This is a genomic window from Heyndrickxia sp. FW510-T9 (genome assembly GCF_058781025.1).
On the sequence record NZ_JBYSWK010000011.1, the window covers coordinates 39,482 to 60,440 of the forward strand.

The following is a 20,959-nucleotide window of genomic DNA, read 5'->3' on the forward strand; positions in this document are numbered from 1 at the left end:
TTTTTATCGGTGACCTTCCCGCTGATTGTAATGCTATCTAGATCGGTTGATTCTGGAATGGTGTTGACTGTAAGAACTGGATTCCCTGGGTTAAAAGTAATTTTTTTCGTAACTAAGGATTGCTTTCCAAGACTATTCACTGCCTCTACTTTGATAGTATTTGTCCCCTCTTGTAGATTAATAGTCTTGGACCATTTACCACTATCATATACATTCACATACACTTCTTCATCATTTACATAAACCGTTGGGTGGCTATCATTTTTATCGGTGACCTTCCCGCTGATTGTAATGCTATCTAGATCGGTTGATTCTGGAATGGTGTTGACTGTAAGAACTGGATTCCCTGGGTTAAAAGTGATTTTCTTCGTGACTGTGGTTTGCTTTCCGAGACTATTCACAGTCTTTATTTTGATAGTATTTGTTCCCTCTTGTAGTTTAATAGTCTTGGACCATTTACCACTATCATATACATTCACATACACTTCTTCATCATTTACATAAACCGTTGGGTGGCTATCATTTTTATCGGTGACCTTCCCGCTGATTGTAATGCTATCTAGATCGGTCGATTCCGGAATGGCGTTGATTATTAAAGCTGGTGCGGCAGGTTTAAAGTTAATTACTTTTGTTATAGTTGTGGCTTTTCCGGATCTATTCACAGCCTTTATGACAAAAGTGTTAGTACCTTCAGATAGCTCTATATTTTTCGACCAATCTCCGTTATATCCTACGTAAACTTTCTGATTGTTGATATAAATTGTTGGGTCATCATCACTTGGATCCGTTACTTTCCCACTGATGTTTATGGACTGTTCATCTGTATTAGCAGGCAAAGTATTGATTTTCAGTGTAGGAGATGGAATTTTGTAAATAACCTTCTTATTTATTTCTTTTATACTGAAAGGCTGGACAATTCTTATATTAAAAATGTAAGTTCCTTCTCCATTTACTAATCGAAAGGATTTTGATGCTTCATCATAATAGTCAAATTTGACTATTTGATTTTCCAAATAAACTTTGGCATTTCCTCTCATTTTCATGTAAATTGTTACATTATTATTAAAAGTACTATCAGGCAAAGTATAGGTGAACTTTACATTGTCTTTATATTTACTATAATATTTTTCCGATGTTTGATTTACCAAATATGCGGCGTTTGCTCGGTCTAACGAGCTACTGCCTTTAAAGGTACGATTGTCATAGCCTAAAATAAGATCATTGTTAATAGCAATAGCCACCAGCTTGTAAAGACTTGGAGAAATCGTTTTATAATCCTTATACCTTGCCTTTAAATAGGATTCTCCACTTATGCTTTGCTGGTCTAATAATGTTATTCTTGCCATGACAGCTGCTGCTTCATCTCTTCTAATAATTGCGTTTGGATTGAATTTCTCGTTCTTATCTGTCGAAAATTTTCCATTAAAATAGTATTTAGCAGCTTCAATATAAGGATAATATGAATTATTTTTTGACACGTCTGCAAAAGAAGGAGTTGCAGGACTTATTGTTTTGATTTTATAAGCTTGCACTATTAATTTAGCGAATTCCCCCTTAGTGACTGCGTTATTCGGGTGGAATTTCCCATCCTTATAGTCCTTCATTAACCCTGACTTGGTAACCTTAATAATCGAATGGGCTGCCCAGTGAGTTTTGGCTACATCTTTAAATCCTGTCGCTGGTAAAGAAGCATAGACAGTATGTATTTTATAATTTTTCTGGTTATGATTAATAACTAATTTAATAGTAGCTTTGTCAGATGTAATGCTTACTTTGGCATTAGTACTATTCGAAACTAGCTTCCATTTATTTTTGCCGGTAGAGATATACCAAGAGCTTGATTCTGCCCCTTTAGATTGATTACTAAGGGATATGTTTAATGGTAACTGATCCAATTTTATCGGTTTTTTTTGGTTGTCTGTTACATTGGACCCTTTATATTGAATCGAAAATTGCGCCGGTAGTTTTAATTTTTTTTCATGTAGTTTTCTTGAGGCCGCATCCACCGATTTTTGCAAACTGATAATTTTCGATGGTGCTGGACCATATATATTCACAGGGACACTTTGACCGAATAAGCCAACTCCTGTGGTTTGTTTAATATAATAATTCCAACCATAGTAATTGTTATAACTAATATTACGTGAATCATAGTTTTTAATTACAATGTTACCATCACTTATGAGCCATCCTGGATGACTAGGTGAGGCATAGTCACTCGCTGCAGTCCCCCATATCCATAATTCACTTTTACTCCTTTTAGTGATCTCACCGCTAATGTAGAAAGCCGGAGTCTTTTTCTCCGCAGCATGCAATTTAGCAACCGCAGTTTTATAAGCGGATAATGCTGCATTATATTCTTTTGTTACCTTGTCAGTACTTTTGGCGCTAACATTATGCGTACCAACTAGGAATAAAAGAGTCGATAAGATTAAGACAAAAGTCGACAATCTCCAATTTTGTTTGTATGAAAATCCTTTTTTCACAATCGTATATATCCCCCTTTGTTCTAATATACTACTCCATTATATAATCCAGTGGAAAACTTAACCATATTTAATTTGTCATTGAGATAAAATCCTAGTCCAGCGAATCAATATTTTTCAGGTGGTGCCTGACACCCATAGTGTCAGGCACCGGCCAAGAAACCACATGAACCGTCCCCGTAGTTATTACTCAGCCTTATAATGTACTGCCAATTTGCTGCTTTCTTTCATTCCTGCTTTTTTAACAGTTAGATAAACAGTCCCTGCTTTTTTACCTAGTTGTTTGATGGATATTTTCAAGGAGCTTGCTTTGGCAGTAGCACTTGTTAGCTTAGATTTACTAGAATAGACAGTTACGATATCACCTTTTAATAATTTAGAAATAGTGATGGTGTCACTATTATTTTTATTATTTTTTACAGCTACTTGTTTGGATGTTAATTTCGCAGATTGTTCCCCGCTGTAAGAGATTGCTACTCGCGAACTCTCCGCATTTCCTGGGTGATTAATCGTTACGTATAGCTTACCGGCTGTTTTGCCTATTTGCTTTATAGATAATACTAGTTTCGAGCTAGTTGCCTTTTGAGATGCAAGAAGTGCACCTTTGTTACTATACACTTTGATTATATCGTTTTTAGCCAAACCGCTAACAGTTACGGTATCGGATTTTCCAGTATTGTTTACCACTTTTACCTGGGATGCTTTTAACGGATCCGATAGCTCTGGCACTAAGGAAACTTTGTAAATGTTTGCTCCCTGGGATAGAAGGATAAAGCCTTTTGGGTGCACTACATACATTGATGTTGGAAAATTTACTGTCTTCGTATTTTGTATTTTCCCAGTCTTCCTATCTAGCAATTGGATAATGGTCTTTCCTTTTCCGATATCTCCAATATCCTGTCTGTCAAACAGGTAGAGACCCCTATTATCCGGTATAAATCCCCAATACCCTTTGACTTTCCACTGAACCTTACCTTTATTTACTGCCACATAATATCCATCTTCTGATATATATGCGACTCCTTCGTTCGATACATATTCAAGGTTAGAATAGTTTTTTGCCTTATAAGTCCATAATGTTTTTCCTTTTTTATCCGTTACGGTTAGGACATCATTCTCATAATTAAAGGCATATTTATTTCCATTGTCATCATATTGAGGGTTAAAATAGTTTATTTTCTTACTGGAAATAATTTTTCCCTTTAGTGAAATAGTGTAATTCAAAACTCCGCTATTATCAGCGTCCGTATTAATGACAAGATCATTACTACTATTTAGAGTTATATCGGAATATCGTCCATCGCCTTGAAGCTTTATGCTCCACTTTTTCTTCCCTGTCGGTGAAATAGCATAGAAATAGCTTTCATGGTATGGTCCGACATAATCAGTAGGATTGCCAGTTCCGATATAAATAGTTCCATCATTGGAAATGAAAGGTTTGGAAGGACCATATCCTAGTGCATAACTTTGATCAATATGGAATTTCCAATTTAATTTCCCTTTAGAACTGATAGAGGCCAAGTAATACTCACGAGTATTGAGTTTTCTTAAACCCACATAGAAGTTTCCCTTACTATCCGTTTGATATGTAGTTCTCATGCTCTCTACTTCTAAATTTTCCTCAAAAGTATAAGTCCACTTTTTCTTACCTTTTGAATCGAAAAATGATATTTTTCCGTTATAAGTATTTACTTGGTATATGTCTCCTTTTGGTGTGAGGTATAAATTAGCATTACAAAAGTAATCATCACACTTAGCATTACTATTATCACTGTAAAAATAAGATCCGCTAGAACTAGCTGCTTTCGTGTGAATAGTTGGAACTGAAAATGATAGTAAGATAACTAGAAGTGCTAAACCAAGATGAAGCCATTTTCTCGTATGACTCATAAAATCTTTTCCCTACCTTCCAATGATTAATTACAAGTAAAATTTCCTGCATCATTTTACCTACTTTTCCATTATATTTAAGTGAATGGTAGTAATCACCATGATTCTCTCGACACTTTCCTACATCGGTTGATAGAAAAAAGGGCAGGTTCCTAATCTGCCCTTCTTCTTCCTATTTTTTTGAGATTATCCCGTCTTTCACTTTCACCTCATATGAAATCGATTGAAGATGGCTCCATACTTTTTTCTTTGCTGCTGTGCTTTGTGTGATAATTTGATCTTGATAGATTTTATATGGAGTGAAACTCATCGTGAATGTATTTTTGTTAATATCGATGTTTAATAGACCTGTTTGGGCTTTATCACCGGTGACATAGTTAGGGAATAAGAAATTTCCTAGTGAATATGCAATAGGCTTCCCTTTATAATATTCAAATCCTTGCAGGACATGTGAATGACTCCCTATTACTGCATCTGCACCAGAATCAATCATTTTCTTTGCCCATGTTCGTTGGAAGGCTTCCGGTTTTTGATGTGTCTCGACTCCCCAGTGTAGGTAGACAAATACGTAATCTGATTTTTTCTTTGTCTTTTTGATGGTGGATGTAATCATATTTAAATTGTATCCGTCCGCGATACCCGCACGGTTAGATTGGACCACCCAACTAGAAGCAGGAAGTACTCTTGAGAAGGCAAGGAAACTTACCTTTTTTCCTTTTATCGTATATGTCTTTGCAGTATAGGCTTCCTTTGAATTGTACCCTGCTCCTACGTAAGACAACTTGTATTTCTTTAAGGATTTCATCGTATCGGTTAATCCTTCTCTTTTAAAATCCATGGAGTGGTTATTTGCCAGAGATACGAGATCGAATCCAGCATTTTTAACTCCTTGTAGAGAGGATGGATTGGATTTGAAATTGTATTCCTTTGGAAATTTGGATGTTCGGTTCGTAACGGCTGTTTCCAAATTGACGAATGCAACATCACTTTTGGAAACTTCCTTTTTAACCTGTTGAAACGGATAGTTTACACCCTTTTTATTGATCGTGGATTTCACTGACCAATCCATCATCAAATCTCCGGCAAAAGTATCCCGAATAGGGGATGTAGACGTTTTCTTCGTTATTGCCTGTGCAGTTACTATTTGAATCGGATTAGGATAGCAAGTCACCAAGTTTTTTTGCACATAGCCTTTTCCTGTACCAAATGGAATCTCTAACCAAGCACCTTTTATATTGGTAATATCAGCCAAGGAATCTTTTTTCAAGGTTCCAAGTTTTTTCTCTGTGTTCATACTTTCGTATACCGCTACATCCTGATTGGCAATAATGGAACCAACTTGGTTTTTGATTTTGTGATACTTATAGATTATAGAGGCAATGTCTGCAATCACTTTTTTTGACTTATTGTATGATAATTTATTCGTAGTTATAGCAAGAATAAACGGTTCCTCATCATAAATAATGCCTACATCATTGGAAACCTTGTTGGTTGGAATCATCCCGACCTTATGTGCAACTTTTGCCCCTATTATTCCTTTAGGTATTGTTTCATTGTAGACAGATTGCTCTAAATAAGAAATTAGTTCTTTTCCATGCATACTCTTTTGAGAGTATTCGTATAAATGCTTAGCATAAATGTTTAGGTCATGTGCAGATGTTTTATTTTGTCCATTTGGATAGGTATATTTTCCGCCAAGCTTTTTCATATAGTTAATGAAGTTTTTCTTACCCACTTTTTCCTTTAACATAATAAACGCAATATTGTCGCTATAAACTACCGCTTTTTTCACAAGATCTTGGATCGTATATTTGGTCCCAAATTTAGCCTTTTTTATTACACCACTGCCGCCGGAGAAGTGAGATTTTTTGTAGGTGAGCTTTTGATTTAGATTAAGTTTCTTCTTATCTACCAATTCCATTACATAGGTGACTAATGGCAGTTTAATGGTACTTGCTGCTGCACACGATTTCGTGCTATTCCTTTGATACATTTCCCCGGTAATTAAGTCCTGATATTCTAATGTAATATCTCCGCCGTTTTTCTTTATGTAGGAATTCAGTTCTTTCGAAAGATTTTTGGTGAAAATTTGATTGGAAGTTTCCGTTGTCACGGCATTTGAAGTAGGTGCTATCATTGAAAAAATGCAGATTAATAGAATCATAGCAATGAAAGGTCTCTTTATTTTTCCCATTTCCCTATACCCCCTTCGTTCTTTTCTACTATATTAGCAAGAAAAATAGAGTGAATTTATCTATTTTTGTCGAAGGGATTGGAGAATTTTTCTGTAACATTATGTTCTATCAACTATAAAGAAGAAACATAGGGACGGTTCCTATGTTTCATTGAGCACAAAAAGAAGACTTCGATTACACACTGAAGTCTTCTTTTTGCTGTGAAACACAAGAACCGTCCCCATGTCTCCCTTATCTCTTGGATACATTGTCGAAAACAAATAAGTATATTTCTTAGAAATCTCAATAATAATATAAATTATATAGATTTCAGTTAGTTTTCGACACTTGCAGTTAGTTGTAGTATTTGATAGGATTGGAGGTAAGAGGTGATGTTAATGCCAATTACAACTACACAACAAAAAAAATTTGAAGAAATAATTCATTTATTAAACACGATGGAATTAGAAGATTGGGCTTCTCTTAGCTTCTCAGACAAAGAATTTCGCCTGATTCTTATTAAAACAATCGCCACTCTTATTCCGGATTCAATTAATTTGAAAAGTAATTGGTCCGACGAATCGATTCTCTTTAATAGTAAATTTGAAAAAACAGTCTTAGAAGAAACCTTCCTTAAAGCTGTTAAAGCTGCTACAACTCCATCAAAACCTAGAGTATTTAAGTTTAAGGGGGTAAAAAGTAGCGAGGTAAGAGGATATAGTACCGGCCAATTGGCTTCTTTCTTTGGTGTAAGTACAACAACTATTAACAATTGGATCAATGAAGGTCGTTTTTTACAGGAGCTAGAAAATGGTCAAATGACAACAGTTGTTCGTAAATCAATCAATGAAAAATTAAAAATTCACCCTGAAACTTGGTTCGATGCCCCATCAGGTGTTCGATATCAAGTAAAAGAAGCTGCAGAAGCATTTGAAAAAGATTTAGAAGAATGGGAAGCTTCTAAACAAGCGAATACGGTTACTGAACAAGAACAAATTCAATCCTATTTAGAGCATTTTAAAAACAAATATCATGGGAAAGACTTCAGTGAAGTCTTTGGAAACAAGGATTGGAACAATATAACTGCTGAAGAAGAATCAGATGCAGCAATGTGGTCTTTCTTCTTACAGAGGATTTCGAATGACCAAAACACTAGGGATTAATAGAACTAACTTCAAAAGACTTGAAACACTAGATTTTCGAGACATCATAGAAGAGGTAAATAATATTTTTGGTGTTGAAGTCCCTGGTTATCATGGTCCTAATGTATCTGTTCAGGCAAAACGTATTAAATTTAAGCTCCACTTAGATATCCCTTCCCTCGGGGTGTGTGGAATTTATAGACAATGCAACTAATGAGATTATAGAATACTTTTACGATTGGGATGATAGTTCTGGAACACTAATGAAATTCCATGGACATTATCATCCAGAAGAAGCACCCGAAGTCGTAAAACAATTTGACCCTTTTCATTTACATTTAAAAGAAGACCAATTTGATTTAGAAGCTAAAAAACAGGAGCGTGACAACGAGTATAAATGCTTATACACTGTTTTGATGTTTATTAAGAGACACGCTTACGTGACAAAATATACTGGGAAAATACATTAAGATTTTTGAGAAGCAATGAGGCAATTTTTCTGTCCCTATTTCATAATAAATAATTCTTAGACAAATTTCTTGGAGTCACTCTGACCATTCTCCAAGTATTAGATATCTTTTTATCGACATTAAAAATAGTTTAAATGGATTGGAAAACTGTATTTTTTCATTTTCCACCTGCCTAGAGCACAAAAAGAAGACTTCGTTATACACTGAAGTCTTCTTTTTGTTGGGAAGCACAAGAACCAAACCATGTCTCATTCTTTTTGTGGTGAAACGCAAGAACCGTCCCCATGTTTCACACTAAATCATCTTGAACCTTTGCAAATTCATGTTGAACTTTTGCTGCTGTTTTTCTTTTTGCTGCAGTGAGTTTGTAAAAGATAAATAGTATTGCCATCCAGATTGGGCATACGTAGAGAGCAACTCTAGTAGCAGGCAGGAACCACATTACAATAACTATCAGGGTCATGAAAGCGATTGCAAAATAACTGGAGTATGGCCAAAATGGCATTTTGAAAGTGAGTTTATCCACTTCGCCGTTTGCAATTTTCATTTTTCTAAATTTTAATTGGCTAAATAATATCGAAATCCAGTTGGCGATAAGTCCGATAACAACAATGGAAGAAAAGACTTCAAAAGCAGATGCTGGCATTAGATAGTTAACAATAATACCTACAATTTGTGTTGCAATCGTTAAAATAAGTGCGGCAAATGGCGCTTTGCTTTTGTTTACTTTGGATAAAATTGCAGGTGCCTGGCCTTGCAGGGATAAATTGTACATTACTCTTGAGGAAGCATAGATACCACTATTCATTGAGGAAACACCTGCTGCAATGACAACTAAATTAATAATGGATGCTGCTGCTGGAATGCCCATCTTGGAGAAAACCGCTACAAATGGACTTCCATGTGTTCCGATATCTTGCCAATCATACAAACATACCATAACTCCAATTGCACCGATATAGAAAACGAGAATTCTCCAAAATACTCCGTTGATCGCCTTTGGTATGGTCTTTTTCACATCTCCGGCTTCTCCTGAAGCGACACCGACCGTTTCCACACCACCAAAAGCGAAGGCTACTAATACTAAAGATAGAATCCATCCACGGATACCCATCGGGAAGAATCCACCATTCTTTACAAGATTACTAAATCCTACAGCATGACCGGCGTTGCCAATCCCAAAAATAATCATTGCACCACCAAGGATAATCATCCCAATAATTGCTACCACCTTAATGAAGGAAAGCACGTACTCCAGTTCACCAAACGCTCGTACAGCCACTATATTAATAATGGTTACAAAACAAAGAATAACGGTGGCAGAAGCCCATACTGGAAAACTAGGAATCCAGAACTGAATATATTGCCCAATTGCGTTATATTCTGCTGCTGATCCAGCTGCTATTGTTAATAAAAAATTCCACCCTAAGAAAAATCCAGCAAAAGGTGTAATATAGCGACTCGCATAGGATACATAAGAACCTGACACAGGCTCTTCCACTGCCATTTCTCCCAATGCTCGCATAATACAAAGAATTGCAATTCCAACGACTGCATATGCTAGAATAATAGATGGTCCTGCTGTATGAATAGCACCAGCAGCGCCATAGAAAAGACCAACACCAATTGCACCGCCAATTGCAATCATTTGAATATGGCGATTTTTTAACCCTCTGTTCAAGTGCTCTACTTCTACTTTTTGACTTGAGCGATTAACTCCCATTTGTTGTTCCACCCCTAAGTTTTTTATTAAAATATAATATAATTAGAAAATTCAGAATATTGTAGATGTGCTATTTTCAATAAAATGGAGATATGGTTAATTTACACAATCTAACGATTACATTAGATTGTGTAAATAACTTCTTCTATCAATCTTTTATTTATTTAATAATATATCTGTTGTTTTTTTCAATTTTTCTAATGCCTGCATAATGGTTTTCGTCGGACTCGCTAAATTCATTCGCTCAAATCCTATGCCTTCTTCACCAAATACGTATCCTTCATCAAAGAATAATTCAGATTCGTGCATTAGTTTTTCAAGCTCGTCTTTATCCAAACCAAGTTCATTAAAGTCCATCCATTGTAAGTAGGTACCTTGAATATCATAGACTTTGATTTCCGGAATATTTGCTTCAATGTATTTTTTTAGTTCCAGATGGTTGTGATGAATGAGTGCGAGTAGCTCATCTAACCACTTTTCACATTTTGTATATGCAATTTCACACGCTTTATAGCCTAGAATATTTAATGAATGAAAGCCTTGTGAGGTAACTTCTTTTACATAAGCATCTCTTATTTTCTTATTTGGGATGATAATGTTAGAAGTCTGCATACCTGCTAAATTAAACGTTTTACTAGGTGCCGTACATACTATCGTATTATTTGCTATTTCTTCTGACAGTGAAGCAAGTACTGTATGCTTATGGCCAGGCATGATAAGGTCAAAATGGATTTCATCAGAAATTATTAAAACATTATTTCTTAGACAAATTTCTCCTACCTGTTCTAGTTCTTCTTTCGTCCACACTCTTCCGGTCGGATTATGCGGGCTGCAGAATAATAAAATTTTATTATTTGGATCTTGTGCTTTCCTTTCAAGATCCTCGAAATCTATTGTATAATTGGATCCTGTATTGATGAGCGGATTTTTCACTACCTTCCTATTATTTAGCTCTATCGCACTGTAGAAAGGATAATAAACAGGACTCATGATGATGATTCCTTCACCCGGATTAGAAAGCGCCTTGATAGCTGAATAAAATGCACCAACTACACCAGCAGAGCCAACAATCCATTCAGGATCTATTTTCCAATGATGTCGCTTTTCCATCCATCCGCACACAGCATTTAAGTAATTCTCAGTTGGCTGTGTATATCCTAAAATATTGGAATCAAGATAATCTTTTAATCCTTCAATAATCTCGGGCGGGTTTTTAAATTCCATGTCCGCGACGGAGAAAGGAATAGTTTCTTCTGATACATTCGGATTCCACATTTTCATTTGTTCCCATTTTGCTGATCCTGTGTTTGTTCGATTCACAATGGTTTCAAAATCATACATAATCTATTAACTCCTTTACTTTACTATTTTGAGATTAATGCTACTGCCTCAATTTCGATTAACCCAGCACTAGGTAATTTAGCAATTTGTATAGCACTTCTAGCTGGAAATGGTTCTTGGAAATAATCCCCGTATATTTTATTTACCTCAGCAAAATCATTCATATCTTGTAAAAATACAGTGGTTTTTACCACATCTTTTAAGCTCGAACCCGCTTCTTCTAAAATCGTTTTCAAATTCTGAATCGCTTGTATCGCTTGATCGTGTAGGCCTTCTTTTAATTTATTTGTTACTGGATCAATTCCAAGTTGACCGGATGTAAAAATGAATTCTCCTACAATGATGGCTTGAGAATATGGCCCTAAAGCACTTGGAGCGTTTTTAGTAGAAACTGTCTGCCTTTCCATGACTATCTTCCTTCTTTCTAGTTAACTTAGAAATAGATTATTTTTAATAATTTATTATAATAATAATAAATTATTATCACCTAATGTTACACGTCTCCATGTTGCAATCTTTTTAAAGAGAATTTAGGAACAAACCTAATGTAAACCCTTTCATTTTTGTTTAATCATCAATTGAATATTCTCTATTTTTAATAAATTATGGCATTTTTAAATACAAACGTCAATAATTTTTTATTGTAATAATAAATTTTTATTAAATATCATTATCACACATGCTTCGTTTTCTCTCTATCGGAAATTTTTATTAATTTTACTAAGATAGCGATAAATAGTAGCCTCAGAAGTTTGTAGATTGGCAGCCACTTCACTTACCGCTCCTTTTATCTGAAATAGGCCCTTATTCTGCAATTGATCGACAATGTTTATTTTTTCATTTGCAGTAAGACGATTTATCTGTACTTCTTTGTCCGCAATAACCTCTTTGATCGTATCCTCCACCATCATCGGCATGGAGCTCGGGTATTCTTCCATTAATTTATCATTATCATTTTCTTCTGTTTGCAGCCCATCGAAAAAGGAAAGTCTCTTTAGAACTTCTTCCGCTCTTTTATATTCCGAAATATCAATATTGATACAAAGCATCCCTACCGTTTCACCATTATTATCACGTATAAAAAAGCTGGAAGAACGTGTATTGAAGCCATTTTTTGAGGTACCTTTATAATTCATGATTCTATTTTCTAGCCTATGTTCTCCGTTTTTAATTTTGTTAAGAGCAAACATTGTTAATGGTGCCCCGACTTCTCTACCAGTTACATGTCCGTTACAAATGGCAATAACAGAATGCTCTAAATTAGTTAAATCGTGCAGTACAACTTCAACATTTTCTCCAAAACATTCCCCTATAAAATAAACTAATTCTTTATACATATCCCAATTAATCTTCTTTTTCATTTGTACACCTTCCTATCTTCTTTCCTATCAATATACCAACGCATTAATGTTTTTTCAATTAACTATTTGTAAGATAATAATTTATTATCAATGAATTGGAATTTTTACAAATACAAATCTCATCATTTATACATGCTATATTTTTAAAGACATTATTAAATTCAAATCTGTTTGTAATAATTTGATAGCATACTTCTCTTTATCATCATTTATATATCATATTAGGTTATTCATATGAATAAACACATAAAATAAGCCAAGGAGCTGGGACCCCTTGGCTTGAAAACTTTAACTGTTTTTAAAGAATATGTTTATTAGAGCAGATCTATTTTCCGCTGATGAAATCTCAATTTAAATTATTTCCTGTGCATCAAATGGTAACTTTCTTACAATTTCAAGATACTTCGTCATATTTGTTTCTTCATCCATTGGATATGTGAACCATAAGTCTCTTGCAACATCTTCTGCTAAAGATCTAAACAATTCACAAGTGACAAATATAGAATTCCAAAAATTATCATATTCATGATCAGAATAAGTTTCTTCATACATCTTCCAATAAGATTCAGGAAGATACTGTTTGAAGTACTTCCCCATTTTTCCTACCGATATTTGAAAATCATGTTTACTTCCAATCCACCATGAGACCATTTCATCCAGTTCTTGTCTAATTACATATTCAAACATTTGTTTAGAGTATGGCAATTCATCACGCCAAATTCCTTTTGCAACGTTTTGCAAACACCACCAAAAATTATTACAGCAGCTCACAAACATTGATTCTGTTGGCTTTTTTACATAATAATCAATTTCCGTAGGAGCAGGAATTGGCGGTAATATGTTGTCCTTATCTAATAATGGGACTGTCAGTTTTTCACTAACATATCCTTCAAGCATGGATTCTTTTGTCTCAATATGGAGGTCTATCCGATTTCCATCTGTAAAAAGCATTAAGTAACCATAGGAACGATCAAAATCCATCTGTATACCACAAGATTGGTTATTTTTATCTGGTTCCTGAATCATAAGCAAATCTCCAAAAATGTTTATCCAACTCTCATCTTTGATAAAAGTTGCTGTTTCCGTCACTACATAAACAATATCGTAATCCTGAAAGATATCTTTTGGAGCATTAGGATTTGTTCTCGAACCATTCATATATACAGCTCGAATACGTTCATCATCCTTTGCTATATTCATTATTAAATCCATCATTTCTTGTTCATTTCTCATTAAATAACACTCCGTTTTCCTTTATTAATTTTGAATGGAATGTGATTCACATTGGAGGGGCTCGTGAATTATGTAAGCCTAATCTATTATAATGAGGTTATAATTTATTCAACTCTTTTTTCATTTCAACTTCCCTTTCGTATTTAAAGAAATCTTTTATTAATATTATTTCTACATTTGCAAGTCAATTCCTCTTTTAAAAAGCACCAACATTTTCATTAAGTAATTAAAGAATATCTATGCTTATTCAATAGAAGTAACATTCCATAATCCTTTAATACATTTCCCCGGTAATTAAGTCCTGATATTCTAATGCAATATCTCCTCCGTTTTTCTTTATGTATGAATTCAATTCTTTCGAAAGATTTTTGGTGAAAATTTGATTGGAAGTTTCCGTTGTTACAGCCTTTGAAGTAGGTTCTATCATTGAAAAAATGCAGATTAATAGAATCATAGCAATGAAAGGCCTCTTTTTTTCCCATTTTCCTATGCCCCCCTCGATCTTTTCTACTATATTAGCAAGAATTGAATTGTAAAATATTGTTCGCTTTACCATTCATTACGAATATCCTCCACAACGATTGGGAATTACAGAAAAAAAGTTCGATTTAGAAAATATCATTTATTTGATATTTGAGGTAGTTCTCTTAATACGAAGCGAACTTGTTTTTTGAAGGAAATTGGAATTTTTTATGACAAAGTAAATTTATAGATTGTGTAATGATGAAAAGGGGAGAAAAAAACTGGATAATAAAAAATGGTTATTTCTATTTTGTTCAATTGTGATTTTGAGTATTAGTATTGTAATAGCATCTAAGTCCATCTCAGATGCTATTAATAATGTTGGACTAAATTTGCCTGCTTTAAATTCAAGCAATTCAAGCAATTCTTCATATGGGCATTATGAGTTAATCGTGAATGATGGTTGGATGTATTTATATGACACAGACAGTGGACAAATTTATAAAAAAGCAGATAATGATAATCCAGATGCTAAATGGGAGGAAGTAAAGCATTATACCCAATAATATTATTACTCTAAAAAACGCTCAGAAAAAGGTGGTTACCCCCAAATCTGAGCGTTTTTGCTTGCCAATAATATTGCAAATTTACTGTTAAAATATTTGCTAATTGGGTTGTCATTTACATTGTTTTCATCATTTTTCCACCCATCAACCGAACCCATTAATCACACACAGTAGTCTTCTTTTTGCTGTGAAACACAAGAACCGTCCCCTTGTTTCCTAATCACAAGGGAATTTTATTCCCGCTTGTTTTCTACATTCTGTTAAAATACGATGAATAGTTAATGATGTTTTAAAGGGAACACTAGAGGATTCAATATAACCTTGTTTTACTCGAGTGATCATTTCATTAATTTCATAATAGAAGTTTTCTTTTGGTTTAATACTTAATATTGTTTCTTCTTGTGTTTTTCTATCTTTAAATATGATTTTCTGTGGTTGGCTAGGCTGATCAATTGTTAGTATCCCTTTTTCACCGCAAATCTCACAGATATTATTTGTATCGCTAGCTTTAGAATAAGACAAAGTAGCTATAAAGCCATCATATTCTAGTATACTGCTTCCAGCTATATCTACACCTGTATCTAGTAAAGCTGCTGTGCTTTTTATAGATTTTGGTATACCAAATAATCCAATACAATCAGCTATAACATACACCCCTAAATCCATTATTGCTCCATTGGATAATTCACTTCTAAATGTAGTAGGATTCTCTCCTCGTAGATATGCGTCATATCGAGATGAATATTTTGAAAAATTAAAGGTTACTTGACGTATCTTTCCTACTAAAGATAAATTGTCTCTAACAATTTTAAAATTAGGATTATATAAAGGCATTAATCCTTCTTGTAAGTAAGTTTCGCTTTTTGTTGCACAGGCAATCATTTCTTCTACTTGGGCTATATTGCTGGCTAAAGGTTTTTCACAAAATGTCGGAATCTTTCTAGACAAAAAGTATTTACTAATCTCACTATGTAATCCATTAGGGACAGCAATGTAAACAGCTTCAATTAATCTGCTTTCATACATATCTTGATAGGATCCAAAGTAATTTGGTATACCATGTTTATTTGCAAATTTTTCGGCGGATTCTAAAGAGGTGGCGCAGACAGCTACAACTTCACATTCATCTACTTGCTTTGCTCCATCAATAAAGCAATCAGAAACAAAGTTTGTCCCAATTATACCAAATTTCACAATATCCCCTTCTTCCTCTAATCAATAATGAATCCTTCATAAGTATACATAATGTTATCTGGTGATACACGTTGAGAAATTAATTTATTTATATCACTGGCATTTAAAATAGGAAAAACAGGGGACGGCGAGCCGTCCCCCATGTGAGAATTTACAGATATCCCTCTAAAATTAAGCATGGTTAATCCAAATAAAATCTCCAAAATGGAGCATAGCTTCCGAATGGGCCTTTTTATCCTTTAGCTATAAAATGAATTTTAAATGCAAAGTCATTAGGTCTAAGCTGATATTCCGGGAATGGTCTTGGGCCACAGCTATTGCTTCCAATTCCGTTTAGCTGATGGTCTATGTTTAAGGTTATATAGTCACGTTTCTTCATTTGATAGTGATGTTTCGCTTCTTCGATATCCTCTTTCGTATAATAAGAAGCACTAAAGTTTAAGGCATGATCAGCTTTTATCAAAAGACCCGCGTGATCTTCTTGTTGGAATTGTACCCATTTTACATCACTACGATTACCGTTTTCCTGCGGATATTCATAGGCAAAAAATAATTCATCGACCGTCATTTCATAATGTCCGAATGGGCAGGCAAGTTTACTGTCTGGATAGCTTTCCCAAGGACCTCTTCCATACCATTTCACTTGACTCATCTCTTTTGGTATCCGCATCTCAAGCCCAATCTTTGGCCATGTTTCAGGAAGTTTCCCGTAAGGCTTGCCTGAAACGGATAATTGAATCTGTCCGCTGCCATCAATCATATATTCATAAAGCACATTCACACCCCAGTCCACTACTAGTGGTGCTACAATTGCCTCCACTCGAACTTTTGCGGTTGTATCATTGATTTGAAGACATTCTACCTGTCTACAATCATGTTCCAACATATGAAGATAAGCTTCCTTCCACTCTTTCACCATGTACATTTCGTTATCTGTCATGGCTCTCCATAGGTTCAGCTTCGGCCCCTGTTCCATAATGGTGTGCCCCTGTGATGTCCATGACGTTATTTGTCCGTCTATTTTTGAAAATTCGATGTCGAAGCTTTTTCCACTAATGATGAAATGAGTATCCGTTGATTCAATGGCAACTGGAAGCGAGGATTTCGTCTCTGTCACTTCCTCCGCTTTCGTTTCCGCCGGGATGAAGAATTGTGCCCAAGCAACTTCATGCCCCTTATCCGCCCAGGATGTATCCTCATTTAAGGTAAAGGAAAGATTTAACCAGTAATCCCTGTCAGCTAAAAGGGATTGATCCATGTAAGGTATGGTTAGGACGCCCATTTCTCCAGCCTTAATTTCCGGTAATTTTACTATTTTACTATCAACTATATCTCCATCCTTCGTCAAACTCCAAGTACATTGAAGATGATCCAAGGATAGATGATTGTATCGGTTTTCGAATTGAATTCTTCCTGTTTTGATATCCAATACGGTTGCCGCTACGGGCTCAATCACCTTTTTATATTGATATAGTCCAGGTGACGGGATTCGGTCAGGATTCACAAGACCATCCATACAGAAATTACCGTTATTAGGCTCATCCCCGAAATCCCCGCCATATGCAAAGTATTCCTTTCCTTCGTCTGTCTTCCTGCGCAATCCATGGTCGACCCATTCCCAAACAAATCCACCTTGTAGACGTTTATATTGGTAAAAGGCATCCCAGTATTCCTTTAATCCCCCCGGACCATTTCCCATTGCATGGGCATATTCACATAAAATATGCGGTTTTGTCCAGTTTTCTTCCTTTGCAAAGCCTACGATTCTCTCAACGGATGAATACATCGTGCTATAAATATCCGCTGCTTTTGTCTCACGGTCTCCCTCATAATGCACGACACGTGTTGGGTCAAGTTCTTTGCATCTACGGTACATCACCTCAAAATTACGGCCAAATCCTGATTCATTTCCAAGGGACCACATAATAATACTAGGATGATTTTTATCCCTTTCCACCATTCTTTCTAATCGTTCCACATAGGCCGTTTCCCATTCAGGATCATCACTTAAGCGATTGGCATCCCCCAATAATTCAAAACCATGACATTCCAGGTCTGTTTCATCAATGACATAAAGACCGAATTCATCACATAAATCATAGAACCTTGGATCATTCGGGTAATGAGCAGTTCGAACCGCATTGATGTTATGCTGCTTCATCATGATTACATCATTTTTCATAGACTCATAAGAAACCGTTCTCCCCGTATCTGGATCATGTTCATGGCGATTAACACCTTTGAACATGATAGTGGTTCCGTTCACCTTTAAATTTCCATCTTTGATTTCAATGGAACGAAAACCAATTCGATAAGGTACCACTTCAACCACATCACCATGCTCATTTTTTAACGTCAGCAAAAATGTATATAAATAGGGATCTTCTGCAGACCACTTTCTTGGTGAAAAAATAGTCTCTTTAATAGAAAGTGACGTTTCTTTTCCGGGATCAATTTGCTGATGGGAAATGTCCCCTTCCATCACACAATTGCCTTTATCCAAAAGTTTATAAAATAAAGAGCAATATTTCTCTTGATCCTCAGTATTCTTGATTTCAACCTTAATTTCTATGTTTGCATCCTGATAATCCTGGTCCAATTCTGTTTTCACAAAAAAATCTCGAATATGTAACTTCGGAATGGAGATGAGGGAGACATCACGGAAAATTCCACTTAGCCACCACATATCCTGATCCTCTATATAGGAACCATCACTGAATTGGTATACTTGAACAACCAGAACATTTTCCCCGGTTTTGATATAGGGGGTAATATCAAACTCGGAAGGCAGACGGCTTCCTTGACTGAAGCCAACCTCCTCTCCATTTACCCAAACATGAAAAGCACTATCCACACCGTCAAATCTTAAATGAATGTTATGTTCGTTCCAGTCACTCGGGAGAACAAAGCTTCTTCGGTAACAGCCTGTTGGATTTTTCGCAGGCACAACAGGCGGATTAACAGGAAATGGATAATATAAATCCGTATAATGCGGTTTTCCGTAGCCTTGTAATTGCCAAATTCCCGGAACCTGAATGTCATCCCAATTAGTAGAATCAAAGTCTTCCAAATGAAAATTCTTCGTGATCATTAATGGATGTTCCGCATAGAAAAACTTCCAGCTTCCATTCAAGGTTTGAACCGTTTTTGACATTTTTCCAGTCAATGTAAGTGCCTCTTCTTCGCATCCAAATGACACGAAATGGGCTCTTGGCTTTTGACGGTTACGGTGAAGAAGGTTTTGGTTTTGTATATCGTTTATCGTAAATGTTGGAGCTTTCATTTTTTCACCTCTAACACAGGGATCTGCCCACTGCTTTTAATGTGTTGTAATGATTTCATTTCCTAAGACTTTCTTTTGATAGGAACGCCATGTAATACACCATTTCGTTGGATTATCTAAATAATCCTGCTCATCCATTTGATGAATTGTGCTTTGATGAGGCGCCGTTTTCACTATCTCAGGATTTTCATAGGCTTCATCTGAAATTTGTTGTAATGCTGAAATATATTCATCTAAATCCTTTTTCGAATAAGATTCTGTAGGTTCTAATGTGAATGGCTGCGGTACAATATACGGATGATGACTTGTCCAGTAATGTAAGCCAAAGTCAGTCATCCTTCTTTGCACATCCTCCGTTGTGATGCCCGTTTCTTTCGTCAGTTGTTCCCAGCTATAACGAACCTGTTCCAGTCTATGACCTTTTACATATGGGGCACTTGCACCATTAATTTTTACTATATGGTGGTACAGATAATTATTGTTTAAAACAGCGGTTTTCGCTACTTCCCTTAATCCTTCCGCTCCCAATGCACGAATCCATGCGTAAGACCGAAGAACGGTTTGGGCAACACCATGAAAGGCACGGACCTTACCTATGGAATGCTTTAAATCATGATTCAAGAAATAGTGTCTATCCTTACACTCCACAATAGGTGCCGGTAAAAATTCCTTTAATTCTTCTATAACACCCAAGGCTCCAGTCGCAGGTCCGCCACACATATGCGGTGCGGCAAAGGTTTTATGAAGATTAAAGAAACACATATCAAACCCGGCTTCCTTAGCTCTTGTAATCCCTAGGAGTCCATTCGCATTAGCTTGGTCATAATAACAAATTCCACCTGCATCATGAACAATCTTTGTAAATTCTTTAATCTTTGGATTAAATATCCCGGTATCCTCAGGATTAGCCACAACAAAACCGGCTGTTCTTTCTGATACGACCGCTTTTAACTTTTCTATATCCGGAAAACCATCTTCATCAGGATGTAGGGTTATCACCTTATATCCTTTTACCGCAGCCGTTGCTGCTTGTGATGGATGAGAAAAAATCGTTGTAATAATTTCATCCCGCATATCTGCCTCGCCACGAACTTCATGATATTTCCGAACGATGGAAGCCATCGTAAATAAAGCCTGTGTTCCTGCACTTGGTTGGAATGAAAAATAATCCATCCCTGAAATCTCTCTCATACATAAATCAAGCTTATGGAATATCTCTAGCATTCCTTGTACAGTGCTTTCATGTTGTAGCGGATGAAGCTCCGTGATTTTTGGATCCCGAACTAGTAATTCGTTAATTTTCGGTATGTATTTCATCGTGCATGTCCCTTGTCCAATCTCCACGTTAAAATCAGATCCAAGTGTTTCCTGTGAAAGTCGAAGATAATGACGTAATACTCGTGCTTGACCAATCTCCGGAAGCTGTGGTTTATCCTTCCGCTGCATGGAAATAGGAATTGCAGAAACTCCATCGCCAATCAATTCAATAACTTGATCATCAACAGGTGGTACTTCTACGCCCTTTTCTCCCGATTGATGAAGTTCAAATATGATTGGCTCATTCCACTTAGCTTGATGAAATTCTTTATTGTTTTCCAGATTACTTTGAATGACTTTCATTTTTAGGCTCCTTT

General features: G+C 35.7%; 16 protein-coding genes. 4 read left to right on the plus strand and 12 right to left on the minus strand.

The annotated features are described in order from the left end of the window. The 3 genes from AC3WJF_RS08055 to AC3WJF_RS08065 form a co-directional block, all read right to left on the minus strand. Positions 1-2,486 (minus strand): S-layer homology domain-containing protein (locus AC3WJF_RS08055; RefSeq protein WP_492451012.1); only part of this gene is annotated, 2,486 nt, incomplete at its 3' end. Between the two features lie 186 nt (positions 2,487-2,672). Continuing rightward, complete coding sequence (locus AC3WJF_RS08060) at positions 2,673-4,376, minus strand: NHL repeat-containing protein (protein ID WP_492451014.1); 1,704 nt, start codon at positions 4,374-4,376, stop codon at positions 2,673-2,675. A 172-nt stretch (positions 4,377-4,548) separates the two neighbouring features. Further along, positions 4,549-6,570 (minus strand): CapA family protein, encoded by a 2,022-nt coding sequence (locus AC3WJF_RS08065; protein ID WP_492451016.1) that lies wholly within the window; start codon positions 6,568-6,570, stop codon positions 4,549-4,551. A gap of 372 nt (positions 6,571-6,942) precedes the next feature. On the opposite strand from AC3WJF_RS08065, the gene AC3WJF_RS08070 reads away from it, so the two are divergent. From AC3WJF_RS08070 to AC3WJF_RS08080, 3 genes are read left to right on the plus strand one after another with little or no spacing between them, the layout of a single operon-like run. Further along, complete coding sequence (locus AC3WJF_RS08070; protein WP_492451018.1) at positions 6,943-7,713, plus strand: hypothetical protein; 771 nt, start codon at positions 6,943-6,945, stop codon at positions 7,711-7,713. Then, positions 7,691-7,906, plus strand: coding sequence for a hypothetical protein (locus AC3WJF_RS08075; RefSeq protein WP_492451020.1), 216 nt, complete (start codon positions 7,691-7,693; stop codon positions 7,904-7,906). Before AC3WJF_RS08070 ends, AC3WJF_RS08075 begins: the two co-directional genes overlap by 23 nt. Further along, a complete protein-coding gene (locus tag AC3WJF_RS08080; protein ID WP_492451022.1) occupies positions 7,881-8,162 on the plus strand; it encodes a hypothetical protein in 282 nt (93 codons plus the stop codon). The genes AC3WJF_RS08075 and AC3WJF_RS08080 overlap by 26 nt, the downstream gene beginning before the upstream one ends. Before the next feature lie 289 nt (positions 8,163-8,451). Here AC3WJF_RS08080 and AC3WJF_RS08085 read toward each other — a convergent pair whose 3' ends face one another. The 6 genes from AC3WJF_RS08085 to AC3WJF_RS08110 all read right to left on the minus strand — a co-directional run bounded on the left by AC3WJF_RS08085 (position 8,452) and on the right by AC3WJF_RS08110 (position 14,376). Continuing rightward, complete coding sequence (locus tag AC3WJF_RS08085; protein WP_492451024.1) at positions 8,452-9,885, minus strand: amino acid permease; 1,434 nt, start codon at positions 9,883-9,885, stop codon at positions 8,452-8,454. A 156-nt stretch (positions 9,886-10,041) separates the two neighbouring features. Next, entirely contained in the window at positions 10,042-11,226 is a 1,185-nt protein-coding gene (locus tag AC3WJF_RS08090; RefSeq protein WP_492451025.1) for a MalY/PatB family protein, read from the minus strand. A gap of 23 nt (positions 11,227-11,249) precedes the next feature. Continuing rightward, the gene (locus AC3WJF_RS08095; RefSeq protein WP_492451027.1) at positions 11,250-11,633 is read right to left on the minus strand and encodes a RidA family protein; all 384 of its coding nucleotides are present in this window, start codon (positions 11,631-11,633) and stop codon (positions 11,250-11,252) included. A gap of 288 nt (positions 11,634-11,921) precedes the next feature. Continuing rightward, positions 11,922-12,587 (minus strand): helix-turn-helix transcriptional regulator, encoded by a 666-nt coding sequence (locus AC3WJF_RS08100; protein ID WP_492451029.1) that lies wholly within the window; start codon positions 12,585-12,587, stop codon positions 11,922-11,924. A gap of 351 nt (positions 12,588-12,938) precedes the next feature. Beyond that, entirely contained in the window at positions 12,939-13,820 is an 882-nt protein-coding gene (locus AC3WJF_RS08105; protein ID WP_492451031.1) for an aminoglycoside 6-adenylyltransferase, read from the minus strand. A 274-nt stretch (positions 13,821-14,094) separates the two neighbouring features. Further along, positions 14,095-14,376, minus strand: coding sequence for a hypothetical protein (locus tag AC3WJF_RS08110; protein ID WP_492451033.1), 282 nt, complete (start codon positions 14,374-14,376; stop codon positions 14,095-14,097). 232 nt (positions 14,377-14,608) lie between these two features. Here AC3WJF_RS08110 and AC3WJF_RS08115 point away from each other — a divergent pair, with 232 nt between their 5' ends. Beyond that, entirely contained in the window at positions 14,609-14,848 is a 240-nt protein-coding gene (locus AC3WJF_RS08115; protein WP_492451035.1) for a hypothetical protein, read from the plus strand. A gap of 216 nt (positions 14,849-15,064) precedes the next feature. Here the strand turns inward: AC3WJF_RS08115 and AC3WJF_RS08120 are convergent, their stop codons facing one another. From AC3WJF_RS08120 to gcvPB, 3 genes are all read right to left on the minus strand, one after another. After that, positions 15,065-16,042, minus strand: a complete 978-nt coding sequence (locus AC3WJF_RS08120) for a Gfo/Idh/MocA family protein (RefSeq protein ID WP_492451037.1) — start codon at positions 16,040-16,042, stop codon at positions 15,065-15,067. A gap of 232 nt (positions 16,043-16,274) precedes the next feature. After that, complete coding sequence (ebgA, locus tag AC3WJF_RS08125) at positions 16,275-19,325, minus strand: beta-galactosidase subunit alpha (protein WP_492451039.1); 3,051 nt, start codon at positions 19,323-19,325, stop codon at positions 16,275-16,277. A 36-nt stretch (positions 19,326-19,361) separates the two neighbouring features. Further along, complete coding sequence (gene gcvPB, locus AC3WJF_RS08130; protein ID WP_492451040.1) at positions 19,362-20,945, minus strand: aminomethyl-transferring glycine dehydrogenase subunit GcvPB; 1,584 nt, start codon at positions 20,943-20,945, stop codon at positions 19,362-19,364. Positions 20,946-20,959: the final 14 nt, after the last annotated feature.